Annotated in this window: 16 protein-coding genes; 7 read left to right on the top strand and 9 right to left on the bottom strand. The window is 68.7% G+C overall.

Translation table 11 applies throughout. The features are described 5' to 3' along the window. Positions 1 to 29: 29 nt before the first annotated feature. Positions 30 to 911, top strand: a complete 882-nt coding sequence (locus ACFU7D_RS05285) for a RimK family alpha-L-glutamate ligase (protein ID WP_378864248.1) — start codon at positions 30 to 32, stop codon at positions 909 to 911. Here ACFU7D_RS05285 and ACFU7D_RS05290 read toward each other — a convergent pair. From ACFU7D_RS05290 to ACFU7D_RS05305, 4 genes are read right to left on the bottom strand one after another with little or no spacing between them, the layout of a single operon-like run. After that, the gene (locus ACFU7D_RS05290; protein ID WP_378864251.1) at positions 908 to 2,410 is read right to left on the bottom strand and encodes a flavin-containing monooxygenase; all 1,503 of its coding nucleotides are present in this window, start codon (positions 2,408 to 2,410) and stop codon (positions 908 to 910) included. The two genes, ACFU7D_RS05285 and ACFU7D_RS05290, sit on opposite strands and share 4 nt — an antisense overlap. Next, a complete protein-coding gene (locus ACFU7D_RS05295) occupies positions 2,407 to 3,216 on the bottom strand; it encodes an alpha/beta fold hydrolase (protein ID WP_378864254.1) in 810 nt (269 codons plus the stop codon). The genes ACFU7D_RS05290 and ACFU7D_RS05295 overlap by 4 nt, the downstream gene beginning before the upstream one ends. Position 3,217: 1 nt before the next feature. Continuing rightward, positions 3,218 to 4,210, bottom strand: a complete 993-nt coding sequence (locus ACFU7D_RS05300; RefSeq protein ID WP_378864257.1) for a diiron oxygenase — start codon at positions 4,208 to 4,210, stop codon at positions 3,218 to 3,220. Between the two features lie 13 nt (positions 4,211 to 4,223). After that, on the bottom strand, positions 4,224 to 5,381 hold the full coding sequence (locus ACFU7D_RS05305; RefSeq protein WP_378728084.1) for an acyl-CoA dehydrogenase family protein: 1,158 nt from the start codon (positions 5,379 to 5,381) through the stop codon (positions 4,224 to 4,226). Positions 5,382 to 5,484: 103 nt separating this feature from the next. On the opposite strand from ACFU7D_RS05305, the gene ACFU7D_RS05310 reads away from it, so the two are divergent. Together ACFU7D_RS05310 and ACFU7D_RS05315 are read left to right on the top strand one after the other, a co-directional pair. After that, positions 5,485 to 6,162: a TetR/AcrR family transcriptional regulator gene (locus ACFU7D_RS05310; RefSeq protein WP_378728085.1), complete on the top strand. Its 678-nt coding sequence runs from the start codon at positions 5,485 to 5,487 to the stop codon at positions 6,160 to 6,162. A gap of 75 nt (positions 6,163 to 6,237) precedes the next feature. Then, positions 6,238 to 6,678, top strand: a complete 441-nt coding sequence (locus tag ACFU7D_RS05315; RefSeq protein ID WP_378728086.1) for an iron chaperone — start codon at positions 6,238 to 6,240, stop codon at positions 6,676 to 6,678. Here the strand turns inward: ACFU7D_RS05315 and ACFU7D_RS05320 are convergent. Both ACFU7D_RS05320 and ACFU7D_RS05325 read right to left on the bottom strand, forming a co-directional pair. Continuing rightward, positions 6,675 to 7,022 carry a hypothetical protein gene (locus tag ACFU7D_RS05320; RefSeq protein ID WP_378864260.1) on the bottom strand — a complete coding sequence of 116 codons (348 nt, stop codon included), beginning with the start codon at positions 7,020 to 7,022 and terminating at the stop codon, positions 6,675 to 6,677. The two genes, ACFU7D_RS05315 and ACFU7D_RS05320, sit on opposite strands and share 4 nt — an antisense overlap. 40 nt (positions 7,023 to 7,062) lie before the next feature. After that, positions 7,063 to 7,560: a DUF1992 domain-containing protein gene (locus ACFU7D_RS05325; RefSeq protein WP_378864263.1), complete on the bottom strand. Its 498-nt coding sequence runs from the start codon at positions 7,558 to 7,560 to the stop codon at positions 7,063 to 7,065. 81 nt (positions 7,561 to 7,641) lie between these two features. Here ACFU7D_RS05325 and ACFU7D_RS05330 point away from each other — a divergent pair, with 81 nt between their 5' ends. Both ACFU7D_RS05330 and ACFU7D_RS05335 read left to right on the top strand, forming a co-directional pair. Continuing rightward, complete coding sequence (locus ACFU7D_RS05330; RefSeq protein WP_378864265.1) at positions 7,642 to 8,244, top strand: TetR/AcrR family transcriptional regulator; 603 nt, start codon at positions 7,642 to 7,644, stop codon at positions 8,242 to 8,244. A 55-nt stretch (positions 8,245 to 8,299) separates the two neighbouring features. Next, entirely contained in the window at positions 8,300 to 8,668 is a 369-nt protein-coding gene (locus ACFU7D_RS05335) for a YciI family protein (protein ID WP_378728090.1), read from the top strand. Positions 8,669 to 8,740: 72 nt separating this feature from the next. On the opposite strand, the gene dnaB is transcribed toward ACFU7D_RS05335, so the two are convergent. Next, positions 8,741 to 10,171, bottom strand: coding sequence for a replicative DNA helicase (dnaB, locus tag ACFU7D_RS05340; protein ID WP_378728091.1), 1,431 nt, complete (start codon positions 10,169 to 10,171; stop codon positions 8,741 to 8,743). Between the two features lie 469 nt (positions 10,172 to 10,640). Between dnaB and ACFU7D_RS05345 the strand changes: the two genes are divergently transcribed. Next, entirely contained in the window at positions 10,641 to 11,996 is a 1,356-nt protein-coding gene (locus tag ACFU7D_RS05345; RefSeq protein WP_378864269.1) for an MATE family efflux transporter, read from the top strand. A gap of 28 nt (positions 11,997 to 12,024) precedes the next feature. On the opposite strand, the gene ACFU7D_RS05350 is transcribed toward ACFU7D_RS05345, so the two are convergent. Continuing rightward, positions 12,025 to 12,696: a hypothetical protein gene (locus ACFU7D_RS05350; RefSeq protein ID WP_378728093.1), complete on the bottom strand. Its 672-nt coding sequence runs from the start codon at positions 12,694 to 12,696 to the stop codon at positions 12,025 to 12,027. A gap of 114 nt (positions 12,697 to 12,810) precedes the next feature. Then, on the bottom strand, positions 12,811 to 13,137 hold the full coding sequence (locus ACFU7D_RS05355) for a helix-turn-helix domain-containing protein (RefSeq protein WP_378864272.1): 327 nt from the start codon (positions 13,135 to 13,137) through the stop codon (positions 12,811 to 12,813). 150 nt (positions 13,138 to 13,287) lie between these two features. On the opposite strand from ACFU7D_RS05355, the gene ACFU7D_RS05360 reads away from it, so the two are divergent. After that, complete coding sequence (locus ACFU7D_RS05360) at positions 13,288 to 13,863, top strand: DinB family protein (protein ID WP_378864275.1); 576 nt, start codon at positions 13,288 to 13,290, stop codon at positions 13,861 to 13,863. The last annotated feature ends 141 nt before the right edge of the window (positions 13,864 to 14,004 follow it).

Consider the following 14,004-nt stretch of genomic DNA (forward strand, 5'->3'; position numbering starts at 1 on the left):
CTCACGGTCGAGCGTTCATAGTGCGCAGCATGGTGAACGAGATCGACCGGTTGGCATGGGTGACGGCGGGCGAGGCGCGCGGTCGTGACGAGGACGAGCCGGTCGCTCTGGCCGCTCTGGCCCGCACCGGGGTCACCGTCGACGTGGTCGACTGGGACGACCGGAGCGTCGAGTGGGCGGCGTACGACCGCGTCGTGCTCAGGTCGGCCTGGGACTACCCGCAGCGGCTGGCCGAGTTCCTGACCTGGCTCGACGAGGTCACCCAGGTCACCGAGCTGGTCAATCGGCCCGCCCTCGTGCGGTGGAGCCTCGACAAGCGGTATCTCGCCGAGCTCGCGGCCGCCGGGGTACCGATCACGCCCACCGTCTTCGTCGAGCCCGGCTCGACGGCAGAGTTCCCCGACGGCGACTTCGTCGTCAAACCCGCGGTCGGCGCCGGCAGCCGGGACGCCGCCTCGTACGGCCCCGAGGACCATGCGGCCGCGTCGGCTCACGTCGCCCGCCTCCACGTCGGCGGACAGGTCGTGCTGGTCCAGCCGTTCCTGAAGTCGGTGCCCATCGACGGCGAGTGGCCGCTGGTCTTCTTCGACGGCCGATTCAGCCACGCCGCCAGCAAGCGGGTCGACCTGCCGCGGGCCGGCGCCGTCGACGACCTCTTCGCGGTGGAGAACAACGCCGCCCACACCGCGGACCCCGACCAGATCGAGGTCGCGCAGGCCGCCGTGGACCTGGTCACCGGCCGGTTCGGGACACCGACGTACGCCCGGGTCGACCTGGTCCGCGACAACGACGGCCGCTACTGCGTGCTCGAGGTCGAGCTCGTCGAGCCCTCGCTCTTCCTGCCCCAGGCCGACCCGGCCGCGGCCGACAGGCTGGCCGCGGCCCTCACGTCCCCGACGGGCGAGCGCTAGGCGGGCACCGGTTCGGCGACGCGCGCGGGCACGGTCCGCGCCGTGAACCGCAGGCTCGGGTCGTCGACGGGACGCAGCCGCAGCTCGCGGGTGTCGTACAGGTAGTCCTGCCGGATCTGCCACGGCGCCCGCTTGCCCTGGCGGGGCATCACGGCGTCGCCGCGCTGGATGTAGCCCGACCGCATCGAGGCACCCATCACGGAGACCTCGTCGCGATCCTCGTCGGCCGCCTCCGCCACCACCTGGCCGTAGCCGTTGCGCGCCATGTGCTTGAGCAGCCGGCACAGGTACGCAGCGGCGAGGTCGGCCTTCAGGGTCCAGGACGCGTTCGTGTAGCCCATCACGATCATCGCGTTGGGCATGCCCTCGACCAGGGTGCCCTTGTAGAGCAGCCGGTCGCGGGTGTCGACCGGCTCACCGTCGACCTCGATCCGCATGCCGCCGAGCAGCTGGATCCTGAGTCCGGTGGCCGTGATGACGATGTCGGCGGGGATCTCCTCCCCCGACGCCAGCCGGATGCCGGTCTCGGTGAAGGTGTCGATCGTGTCGGTGACGATGGAGGCCTCGCCCCGCCGCAGGACGGAGAACAGGTCGCCGTTCGGCACCACGCACAGCCGCTCGTCCCAGGGGTTGTAGCTCGGCTCGAAGTGCTTCATGTCCACCTCGCTCCCGACCTGGGCGCGGATCGCGGCCAGGATCGCCTTCCGGGCGGCCCGGGGCGCGGTGCGGCAGAAGCGGTACATGCCCTGCTGCAGCAGGATGTTGCGTACGCGTCCGGCGCCGTAGACCGCCCGGGTCGGCACCTTGAGCAGGTTGAAGGCGGCGGAGACCGGGTCGTCGGCCGGAACCGGAACGACGTACGTCGGGGAGCGCTGCAGCATCGTGACGTGCTCGGCCTTCTCGGCCAGGTTGGGGACCAGGGTGATCGCGGTGGCTCCGCTGCCGATGACGACCACGCGCTTGCCGGTGTGGTCGAGGTCCTCGGGCCAGTGCTGCGGGTGGATCAAATCGCCCTGGAATCGGTCTTCACCAGGGAAAACAGGTCGGTGGCCCTGGTCGTAGTCGTAGTAGCCGGTCGCGCCGACGAGGAAGTGGCTCGTCCACTCCTCCGTCTCGCCGGTGGTCTCGTCGAGGGCCGTGGTGGTCCACAGGCCTCGCTCGCTGGACCAGGACGCGGCGACGACCTTGCGGCCGAAGTGGGTGTGCCGGGTGACGCCGTACTCGTCCGCGGTCTCCTCGATGTAGCGCTTGATGCTCGGGCCGTCGGCCAGCACCTTGGTCCCGTTCCACGGCCGGAACCCGTAGCCGAAGGTGAACATGTCCGAGTCCGAGCGGATCCCGGGGTAGCGGAACAGGTCCCAGGTGCCGCCCATCGCGGTGCGGCGCTCGAGGATGGCGTACGTCCGCCCGGTCCGCTCGCGGGTCAGCTGGCTCGCCACGCCCACGCCGGACAGGCCGGCTCCGACGATGAGCACGTCGACATGGCGTTGGGTGGTCATGCGGTCCTCCGAAGGTCCGTGGTCGTCTTGTCCTGGGTCGTCGCCAGGATGGTGTCGGCGATCAGGTCGGGGTCGTCCGCCATCGGCACGTGCCCGCAGCCGGGGAGCTCGACGTGGCGCGCTCCGGGCAGGCGCAGCCGCGCCTCGCCGGCCTGGTAGGGACGCAGGACCCGGTCCTTGCTGCCCCACGCGATCGTGATCGGCACATCGGCCGGCACGGCACCGTCGAAGAGGTAGCCGCCGCGGATGATGTCGCGGAGCGCCTGCTTGGAGTCGAGCATGTTGCACAGGTCCTCGTACGCCACCTCCGCCGGGATCGCCGCCGGCCGGGCGGTCAGCCAGCTGAGCCCCAGCGTCCGACCCCACGGGTGACGAAGAAGCCACGGCGCGACCGGCCGCAGCACCCCCGAGGTCGCGATCACCGAGGCGAACAGTGCGCGCACGTAGGCGAACTCGACGTCGTTGCGCCAGAAGCCGGCCGGGGAGATCGCGGTGACGCTGCGGGCGAGCCCGTGCTTGCTCAGCTCCAGGGCGACCACGCCACCGAGACTGTTGCCCACGACGTGCGGACGCTCCAGGCCGGCCTCGGCCAGGAACTCCTCGAGCGGGTCGATCAGCGCCTGCCGGGGCGAGCGGCCGTCGGCCACATGGGCCGGGGACTCGCCGTGACCGGGCAGGTCCACGAGGAACACCTCGTGGTGCTCGGCGAGCCGGTCGACGACCGGGTGCCAGGCCTGACGGCGATGACCGATGCCATGGATCATCAGCAGCGGCTCGCCCGAGCCGGTGCTCTCGTACGCCAGCACCTCAGACCGCCGCACTCGACGGCTGCGCGCGGTAGCGCGCGGCCCGCCCGTCGATACCGAGGGCGCGCCAGACCAGCTTGGCCGGTCCCTTGCGGATGCCCAGGTTGTCGGCCAGGAGGCGTACGTCCGAGAAGAGGTCGCGCAGGAGCTTCTCGGAGTCCTGGGAGTCCCACCAGATCTCCTTGGCGACGTCCTTCGGGATGCCCATGTCCTCGCGCGCCTGCTTGCTCGGCACCATGATCACGTCGCACAGGAGCCGCATGACGACCGGGAACAGGTAGGTCAGCGCGCGCCGCTTGACGGGGTTCATCTGCGCCCAGTGGTGCTCGAGATACTGGTGCGCGAAGCCGATGTGGCGCGCCTCCTCGGCGATGTGGATCTGCATGACGCGGTCGATCAGCGGGTGGCTGCCACCGGCACGCATGATGCTCTTCTGCAGATGGTCGATCGGCTCCTCGCCGCCGAGGATGCCGACGAAGAAGATCTCCGGGAACCAGGTCCCGGCCGACGTCACCAGCGGAGCCAGCCAGGCGAACCATCCCGGTGCCCCGGCGACGCCGTCGACCCCCGAGTTCTCCACGAAGCGGTTGACCGACTCCTGGAACATCTGGATGTGGTGGGTCTCCTCGGTGACCTCGTGCATCGCGTAGCGGAACTCGGGGTTGCCGTCCTTCGCCAGGATCAGGTGGTGCATCACGCCCGCGATGAGCACCTGCTCGAACTGGCGCCCGACCTTCGCGATCTGCGCGTAGCGGTAGACCCCGACCTGGATCTGCCGCTCCTTCGAGAGCGACTTGTACCACTCGTGGCGGCCGATCTCGTCGGCGTCGGTGAGGACGAAGCGCTCGTCGTTCGGGTCGAGGTGGAACTCGGGATCGTCCCACTTGATGTCCTTGAACGCCTGGAAGTGCTGGTCCACCGAAGCCTCGGAGAGCGTCCGCAGCGTGTCGTAGTAGGACTGCTTTCCCTCGGCGGTCCTCGTCGTCGAACTCATCTCGATCTCCTTCTCATCGGGTGGGGACCGGAAGGGATCGGCTGATGATCTCCTTCATGATCTCGCTGGTGCCGGCGTAGATGCGCTGGACGCGGAGGTCCGTGAAGGCCCGGGCGATCGGGTACTCCTCCATGAAGCCGTAGCCGCCGAAGAGCTGGACGCACTTGTCGACGACGATGCCGGCGCGCTCGGAGCTCCAGTACTTGGCCATCGCGGCGGTCGGGATGTCGAGCTCGCCCTTGACGTGCAGCTCGACGCACTCGTCGATGAAGGAGCGCGCCACCCGGGCCTCGGTCGCGATCTCGGCCATCTCGAACTTGGTGTTCTGGAAGCCGAAGACCGGCCTGCCGAAGGCGGTGCGCTCGTTGACGTACAGGAGCGTCTCGTCGAAGCAGAACTCCATCGCTGCCACGCTGCCGACGGCCACGATCAGCCGCTCCTGGGGCAGCTGCATCATCAGCTGGACGAACCCGTCGCCCTCCTTGTCGCCGAGCAGGTTCGAGGCCGGGATACGTACGTCGTCGAAGAAGAGCTCACAGGTGTCCTGCCCCTTCATCCCGATCTTGTCGAGCACCCGGCCGCGACGGAAGCCTTCGGTGTCGGTCGGGACGATGACCAGGGAGATCCCGGCGGCGGCCTCTTCCGGGTTGGTCTTGACCGCGACCAGCACCATGTCGGCCAGGAGCCCGTTGGTGATGAACGTCTTGGCGCCGTTGACGACGTAGTCGTCGCCGTCCTTGACCGCCTTGGTGCGGATGCCCTGCAGGTCGGAGCCGGTGCCGGGCTCGGTCATCGCGATCGCGGAGACCACCTCGCCGGAGGCCAGCTTCGGCAGCCACTCGTTCTTCTGCGCCTCCGTGCCGTACGCCAGCAGGTAGTGGGCCACGATCCCGCTGTGCAGCGAGGCACCGAAGGCGGTGTCGCCGACCCGGGCCTGCTCCTCGATCAGCACGGCCTCATGGGCGAACGTGCCGCCACCGCCGCCGTACGCCTCGGGGATGGAAAGGCACAGCAGGCCCAGCTCGCCGGCCTTCCGCCACAGGTCACGGTCGACGTGCTTGTCGGCGATGTAGGTGTCGATGTTGGGCTTGACCTCCTTCTCGAAGAAGGTCCGGGCAAGGTCGCGAAGGTCGTCGAGGTCCTGGTCCATCCAGGGCGAGCGGCGGGACATGCGTGGCCTTTCGGGTTGGGTACAGGGTGTTTCCAGAGACATGGTGTCCCACTTATCTCCTGGATACAAGGTGTAGCCGGTCCCGTCTCGCTAGGGTGACGATGTGGTTGACGTGGTCAAGTGGGTGGATTCCACCGTCCGGCGCCGCTCCGCGAAGGAGGCGCTCGACAACGACGCCCGGCGAGCCCAGGTGGTCGAGGCCGCCGTGGAGGCGATCGAGGAGCGCGGGCCGGGCATCGGCATGGCGCAGGTCGCCGAGCGCGCGGGCCTCCCGCGCCCGAACGTCTACCGGCACTTCGCCAGCAAGGAGCAGCTCGACGCCGAGGTCGTCCGGTTCGCCTCGACCGAGCTGATCCGACGCGTACGCCCTCATCTCGCCCGCGCCGGCACCCCGCGTGAGGTGATCGGCGGGGTCATCGAGCCCTGCGTCGTCTGGGCCGACGAGCACCCCAACCTCTACCGGTTCGTCGCCGCGCAGCAGCAGACCAGGGCCCTGCACCGGGCCCGGATGGGCCGCAATCGCTTCCTGGACGAGCTCATCGACGCCATGGGCTCCTACCTCCGCGCCTCCGAGGTGAGCGGCACACCGTCCGACGGCATCCTCGCCGGCCTCATGGGCATGGTCGACGCGAGCATCATCTGGTGGCTCGACCACCACGACGAGACCCGGGACCAGCTCGTCGACCGGCTCACCCGGCAGGTCGTCGTGGTGCTCATCGACATGCTCGACGACCTCGGGCTCGAGGTCCTTGACGACATGGTCTTCAGACCACTGGACTGATCAGGAACGAAGAAGCGCACGGAGCCCCCACCTCCTTAGGCTCGTATCAACAGACCGACCGAGGAAGGAAAGACCATGGCGAAGAGCAGCACGTTCACCGAGGAAGAGAAGGCGGCCATGAAGGAGGCCGCCGCCGAGCGCAGGACGGCCGCCAAGCGTGGCACCGGCAGCAAGAAGGCCGAGGCCGACCTCGCCGACTGCCTCGAGAAGATCGAGGCGATGGACGACAACGACCGCGCGATCGGCGAGACGCTCCACCGGATCGTCACCACGCACGCGGCCGATCTCGCCCCGAAGACCTGGTACGGCATGCCCGCCTACGCCAACTCCGACGGCAAGGTCGTGGTGTTCTACAAGTGCGCCGGGAAGTTCAAGATGCGCTACGCCGAGGTCGGCTTCCAGGAGTGGGCGAACCTCGACGACGGCGACATCTGGCCGACCGTCTTCGCCGTCACCTCGATGACCTCGGCCGTCGAGGAGAAGCTCACCGAGCTGGTGAAGCGGGCCGCCAGCTAGCCGGCGTGATGCTCGCGGTAGGGCTGGTAGAGCCGCTCCAGGAACCCTTCGAGCTCGGCGGCCATCTCCTCGTCCAACGTCGGAAAGGAGAAGGTCGCCTTGCCCGTACGGCGCTTGCGGAACGCCTCCGATGAGCCCTCGAGCGCTTCCGGCCAGGTGTCGACGGCGATCGCGTAGAGGCTCACCTTCTGCGCGCTTCGCTTGACCGCGGCGAAGTAGTCATGGGCGCCGGAACCCGGCCAGCGCAACGACGGCATCCCGTAGATCGTCGCGTCCTCGAGCTCGTTGCGGTAAGGCTCGAGAAGCGCCCAGATCCGGGCTTCGACAGTATCGAGGTCGGCCATTGACGGAGCGTACCGAACGCGTGGCGCTGATCCGAGACGCTCAGCGGCGACGGAAGAGCCGGAACCGACGGCTTCGCCGAGCATCGTTGCCTGCCGCTTCGCGCGGCTTCCTGCCGCGCGCCGCCCGGCGGGCGGCCCGACGGGCGGCCCATTCGGCCACCGTGGCGTCGGGGTCGCGAGGCATCGTGATCAGCGGCGGCCCTGCCGGCGGCTCGTAGCGGGCGCGAATCACGAGCGCGTTGAAGTCGTCGATCTCGCGACGTACGGCCTTCTCATCCGCCAGCTGATCCAGGCGCGCGTCCAGCGCGGCATCGTCCTTGCGGAGCTGGATGGACGGCGGGAGCAGCGCGATGTGCTCACGCTCGATGAGGCTCCTGACCCACCACTCCGGGTCGTGGTGGTCCGGTAGATAGATCGGCTCACCTGCGCCCGGCAGGTCGTCGAAGTCGCCACGGGCGATCGCCTTACGGACCTGGAAGTCGGCGAGCAACGCGACAGCGACCGCATCGTCGATCGCGAAGGCGTACGGGTCGTGCACGCTTTCACCATCCCTCCGTTGGCAGCGGATATAAGTCATCTGTATTATGTCACGCGTATTGAAAACCGAAAGGGGCCGGCGATGCCGAAGCGGGTGGACCACCGTGAGCGACGAGAAGCGATCGCGCACGCCCTCTGGCGGGTGGTCGAGCAACAGGGCTGGCCGCGAGCGACCATGCGCGAGGTCGCCCGCGAAGCGGATGTCTCGCTCGGGCAGCTCCAGCACTACTTCTCGTCCCGCACCGCGATGCTGACCTTCGCGATGGAGTTCGCCGCCGAACAGACCTCGGCCCGCGTCGCGCGCGGCCTGACCGGGCTCGACCAGCCTCCGCACCCCCGGGACGTACTGCGGGTGGTTCTCACCGAGATGCTCCCCCTGCACCCCGATGCTCGCGCCACCAGCCGCATGAACGCCGCGTACGTCCTCGAGGCGCTGCACGACCCCGAGCTGCGCGAGGTGGCCGGTGTCGGCCTGCGCGAGGGTCGCGAGATGGTCGAGCGGCTCATCCGAGAGGCGATCGCCGACGGGCAGATCCCTGTGGACCGCGACCCCGCGATCGAGACCGACCTCATCCTCTCGCTGACCGGTTTCACGCCTCTTCTGGAGCTCGGCGTGATCCAACCCCGGGCCGCACTCGCTGCGATCGACCAGCAGCTGGACCGGCTCTTCTCACCCTCATCATGACGCCCGCCCAGGGCTTCGGCCCACCGGAATCCGCACCACTCACAGGAGAGTCACCATGACGCAGTACTTCCTCAGCCTCCCCCACGACTCCAGCGAGGAGCCGACCATGGAGAACATCGACCCCGCCGAGCTGGAGAAGCTCATCGCCGAGGTCGACGCCTTCAACACCGCGCTGCAGGACACCGGAGCCTTCCTCTTCGCAGGCGGCCTCCAGCCGCCCTCGAGCGCGACCACCGTCGATGCCACCTCCGACAGCCCCACGTTCACCCCCGGCCCGTTCGTCAAGGCCGACGAGTACCTCGGTGGGTTCTGGATCATCGAGGCCGACAACGACGACGACGCGATCGAGTGGACCAAGCGAGCCTCGCGCGCACTGGGCAGCCGTGTCGAGGTCCGCGCCCTCCAGGATGCGCCGGCGGGCTGATCCTGCGTGACGTACGCTGCGCGGCCGGCCCCGGTGGGTGCCGGCCGCGTGCCTTGCGAATCCTCGCCGGAGTCAGTGAGCCATGTCGACGAAGCGGCTGTAGTGGCCCTGGAAGGCGACGACGAGGTCGCGGGTGGGGCCGTTACGGTGCTTGGCGATGATCACGTCGGCCTCGCCGGGGCGGGTCGACTCCTTCTCGTAGACGTCGTCGCGGTGGAGGAGGACAACCATGTCGGCGTCCTGCTCCAGCGAGCCTGACTCACGGAGGTCGGAGACCGCCGGGCGCTTGTCGGCGCGCTGCTCGGAACCACGGTTGAGCTGGGACAACGCGATGATCGGGACCTCGAGCTCCTTGGCCAGCAGCTTGATCTGGCGGGAGAACTCGGAGACCTCGAGCTGACGGGACTCGACCTTCTTGCCGGAGCTCATCAGCTGGAGGTAGTCGATGACGATGAGCCTGAGATCGTGGCGCTGCTTGAGCCTTCTGGCCTTGCTGCGGATCTCCATCATCGTCATGTTGGGGCTGTCGTCGATGAACATCGGCGCGCTGGAGACCTCGCCCATCTTGCGGGCCAGCTTGTTCCAGTCGTCGTCGGACATGTTGCCGTTGCGGATGTGATTGAGCGGCACCTTCGCCTCCGCCGAGAGCAGACGCATGGTGATCTCGGAACGGCTCATCTCCAGGCTGAAGAAGACGCTGGTCAGGTTGTTGTGGATCGAGGCGGCGCGGCAGAAGTCGAGCGCGAGCGTCGACTTACCCATCGCGGGTCGTGCGGCGACGATGATCATCTGGCCGGAGTGGAAGCCGTTGGTGAGCTCGTCGAAGTCGGCGAAGCCGGTGGGGACGCCGTAGAGGCCGGCCTCGCGGTTGGAGATCGCCTCGATCTCGTCGAGGACGCCGTCCATGATGTCGGCGAGCGGGGAGTAGTCCTCGCCCGAGCGCTTGTCGGTGAGCTTGAAGACCTCGGCCTGGGCCTCGTCGACGATGTTGTCGACCTCGCCCTCCCCGGCGTAGCCGATCTGCACGATCTTGGTGCCGGCCTCGACCAGGCGGCGCAGGACCGACTTGTCGCGGACGATCTCGCCGTAGTAACCCGCATTGGCGGCGATCGGGACGTTGGAGGCGAGCGTGTGCAGGTAGGGGGCGCCGCCGATGCGCTCCAGCTCGCCCTTGCGGCGAAGATCGTCGGCGACAGTGACCATGTCGGCGGGCTCGCCACGGCTGTAGAGATCGAGGATCGAGTCGTAGATCGACTCGTGGGTCGGGCGGTAGAAGTCCGTGCCGCGCAGCGTCTCGGAGACGTCGGCGATGGCGTCCTTCGAGATCAGCATCGAGCCGAGGACCGCCTGCTCGGCGGCCATGTCCTGCGGTGGCGTGCGGTCGTTGACCGCGCGCGGGGCGTTGCCCGGTTCGTACGCCGCGGGCCCGTCGCCCCACTCTTCGAACGGCGGCTCCGGGAAGTCGCCCCGACCGTCCATCGAGCCGGTCTCAGTGACGCTCATTCCCTTGCCCCTCCGTGGTCTGCGGATCGTCGCGGCGTGATCTCGGTCGATTCGGTCCCACGCTACGGGTCGGCACCGACAGTCCTGCTCCCACAGTCCTGGCCGACCCTCGACGACACCTCAAGTCTCCGCGACCCTACGTCGCAGACCATATCGGCGACAGCAGGTTATCCACAGGCCCTGGGGATAACCGGGGGATAGCGGTGGACGACACCCTGGTCAATGTGAACAGCCTGGGGAACTGCCTGTGCATAACTAGGGTCATCCGATTGGTAAAGCCACTCTGACCTGCCATTTTGTTGTCCATAGGTTGTGGACGAAAGAAAGTTGGCAGGCTACCGGGGTTCGTCGCCGAGATCGTCGTACCCCCTTGGGCGTTTTGTCGACATAGCGCTGCAACGACGTTTTCCACAGGTTTTCCACCTGCCCTGGAAAACGCCCCGCGCCGACGGTGTTTAACCTTGAGACCGTGACGAGCCGGGCGGATGCGAAGAACTACTCGAAGACCGACCGCCGAGGCCTCGACAAGGAGATCTGGCGGCTCGCGATCCCCGCCTTCCTGGCCCTCGTCGCCGAGCCGCTCTTCCTGCTGGCGGACTCCGCGATCGTCGGCCACCTCGGTACTCGCGAGCTCGCCGGCCTCGGCGTCGCGGGTGTCGTGCTCCAGACGATCGTCGGCCTCTGCGTCTTCCTCGCGTACGGCACCACAGCATCGGTCGCGCGCCGCATCGGCGCCGGCGACACCGCCGGCGCGCTCCGGCAGGGCATCGACGGGATCTGGCTCGCGGTCATCATCGGGGTCGTCGTCACGGTGCCGGTGATGGTCCTGGCCGAGCCGCTCAGCCGGGCGGTCGGCGCGGGCGACGAGGTCGTCGGCCCCGCGACGACCTACCTCCGGATCGCCGTCCTCGGGGTGACACCGCTGCTGATGATGCTGGCGGCCACCGGTGTGCTCCGTGGGCTGCAGGACACCAAGACCCCGCTGGTCGCGGCGGTCGTCGCGAACGTACTCAACATCGTGCTCAACCTCGCCCTCGTCTACGGCGCCGGGCTCGGCATCGCCGGTTCGGCGATCGGGTCGGTGATCGCGCAGGTGCTGGCGGCCGGGATGCTGACGTACGTCGTGGTGCGGGCCGCCCGCCGCCAGGGCGTGCCGCTGCGCGCGGATGCGCCCGGGATCCGTGCCTCCGCGCGGGCCGGCGTGGCCCTCGTGGTCCGCACGCTGACGCTGCGCATGGCGCTGCTGGTCACGACGTACGCCGTCACCCATCTCGCCGTCGGCGATCAGGCCGTGGCGCTGGCGACCCATCAGATCGCCTTCACGCTGTGGACGTTCCTGGCGTTCGTGCTCGATGCGATCGCGATCGCCGCGCAGGCGCTGACCGGGCGGTCGCTGGGGGCCGGCGACACCCGGGAGACCCGAGCCATCACGGCCCGGATGGTGTGGTGGGGCGTCGTCATCGGGGTCGTGGCCGGCGTACTCCTGGCTGCTCTCGCACCGTTCCTCGGCGCCCTCTTCACCGAGGACGAGGCGGTGCGGGAACTGTTGGTGCCGGTGGTGCTCGTGGCGGCGATCGCGCAGCCGATCGCAGGCGTCGTCTTCGTGCTCGACGGGGTGCTCATCGGCGCCGGCGACGGGCGCTATCTCGCCTGGGGCGGGGTCTGGACCCTCGTCGCGTACGTCCCGCTCGTCGCCCTGGCGGTCGCCCTCGGCGGTGGGCTGGTGTGGGTGTGGATCACCTTCGCGGTCGGCTTCATGGGTGCCCGCTTCGTGGTGCTGACGCTCCGTGCGCGGAGCGACCGCTGGCTGGTCACCGGCGCCTGAGCCCGCCGGTGACCAGCCGGTCCGGACATCAGGGGTTGCTGGTGACCTGGATCGGGTTGTTGGCGGCGTCGGTCGCGCTCACCGCGTAGGTCGCCGCGAAGGAGACCTGGTCGCCGTTCGAGATCCCGGCGACACCGCACAGGAAGCCGGAAACGTTGGACAGCGTCAGGGTGGGCTCGCTACCGCTGAGGGTGAGCGTGCCGGACGAGTCGCCGTTGGCGTAGGCACCGGCCACCGAGCCGGCCGCGTCGAAGGAGCAACCGGATCCGCTGACCCTGGCCGAGATCCCGCTGATGGTGCCGGCGGTGGAGCCGTTCGCGTCGGTGTCACCGGTGGCGTCGAGCGACCACGTGCCGGATCCGGTGACGGTGAACTCGATCCCCACCGGGCCGGTGCAGTCGGAGAAGGAGACGCTGGAGCCGTCGAGGGCAGCGATCCCGGTGCCGCTGATCGCGGCGCCCGGGGTCGCGGTGCCGGAGACCGAGCTGCCGCTGCAGGTGACCGAGGCCCCCGCGGTGACGTCGGTGAACGTGATGCCGCTCCCCTGTGCTCCGAAGGCGACGCTCGATCCGGCGGCCGCGGACCCGGCGCTGAGGTTGTAGCTCGAGGCGGCGAAGGCTGCCGGTGAGGCGAGGCCGATCGCGGCGACGGCCGCGACCGGGACAACGGTGAATCTGGCCAGCTTGGACATGTTCGACATGACACGCTCCTCTGGTGGTGGGGTCGGCCGGGGGTCTCGGCCGACGATCACGCTAGGAGCGGCTCGGCGGGGGCGGGCTGGTCTGGACCAGGCACCCGCACTATTTCGTTCATATCAACAACATGTGTCCGGCTTGCGCTGCGCCCGGCGCCGCTTCGCGTACGCCGCCTCTGCCCGCCACCGCGGCAACGCTGATCGCAGCGCCCGCATCATCGCCAGTCTCAGGGCCGGATCGTGCAGGTCTGGTCCGAGGAGCTCTCGGAGCAGACGGACCCGGTAGGCCGCCGTCGACGGCGGCACCTGCATCCGCGCCGCCACGTCGGCCGGGCGATCGACGCCGTTGTGCAACATGACCTCGAGGGTCTCGCCGAGAATCCACCTGGAGTGCGGCTTGACCTCCTCGAGCTTCCCCAGCACGGCTCCGCTGTCATGGGTCAACATGTGGGGGACCTCCCGAGTGGCCGCCAGCGGATCCCCGGTGATCCGCAAGAGAACAGGTTATAGATCGGCCTCTGGTCTCGATGAGGTTTCAGGACAACCGGTCCCAGTTACTCGGTTGCGCCGAACCCGACTTGGGGCCAAGGTCGGAGCATGCCCGCGGACCCGAAGAGCACCCTGAAGACCTACATCGATGCGCGTCGCGAAGCGCTGATCTCCAAGGTCGAGGACCTGCCGGAGCGTGAGGCCCGGCTGCCGCGTACGCCGACCGGCACCAACCTCCTCGGCATCATCAAGCACGTCACCGGCGTCGAGGCCGTCTATCTCGGCGCCACGTTCGGCCGTCCGTTCCCGCATCCCGAGGAGCTGGTCTCGGACGAGGTCTTCGAGGTCGATCCGCAGGCGGACTGGTACGCCACCGAGGACGAGTCGATCGAAGGGATCATCGATCTCTACCGTCGGGTCATCGCCCACGGCAACGAGACGATCGAGGCGCTGGCGTTGGATGCCATCGGCCACGTACCCCACTGGGGCGGCGAGGAGGTCACCCTCCACCAGATGTTGGTGCACCTCTTCGCCGACCTCGCCGGTCACGGCGGACAGGCCGACATCCTCCGCGAAGAGGCGGACGGCGCCGTCGGCTGGCGCAAACCCGGCGACAACATCCCCTCGGAGTACGACTGGCCGGCGTACGTCGCCAAGCTGACCGAGATCGCGAACAAGTTCTGACCCGAGGCGTCACCCCGGTCGGCCGAGGCGTCGCTCGCGTCGGCCGAGATGGCAATCAACTGCCCAGTCGAACGACCTGAGTGACGCCTCGGCCGACGTACCTGACGCCTCGGCGAAAACGAGACAGGCCCGCCTCCCGGA

This window comes from Nocardioides sp. NPDC057577 (assembly GCF_042801335.1).
In the GTDB taxonomy this organism is placed as follows: Bacteria; Actinomycetota; Actinomycetes; order Propionibacteriales; family Nocardioidaceae; genus Nocardioides.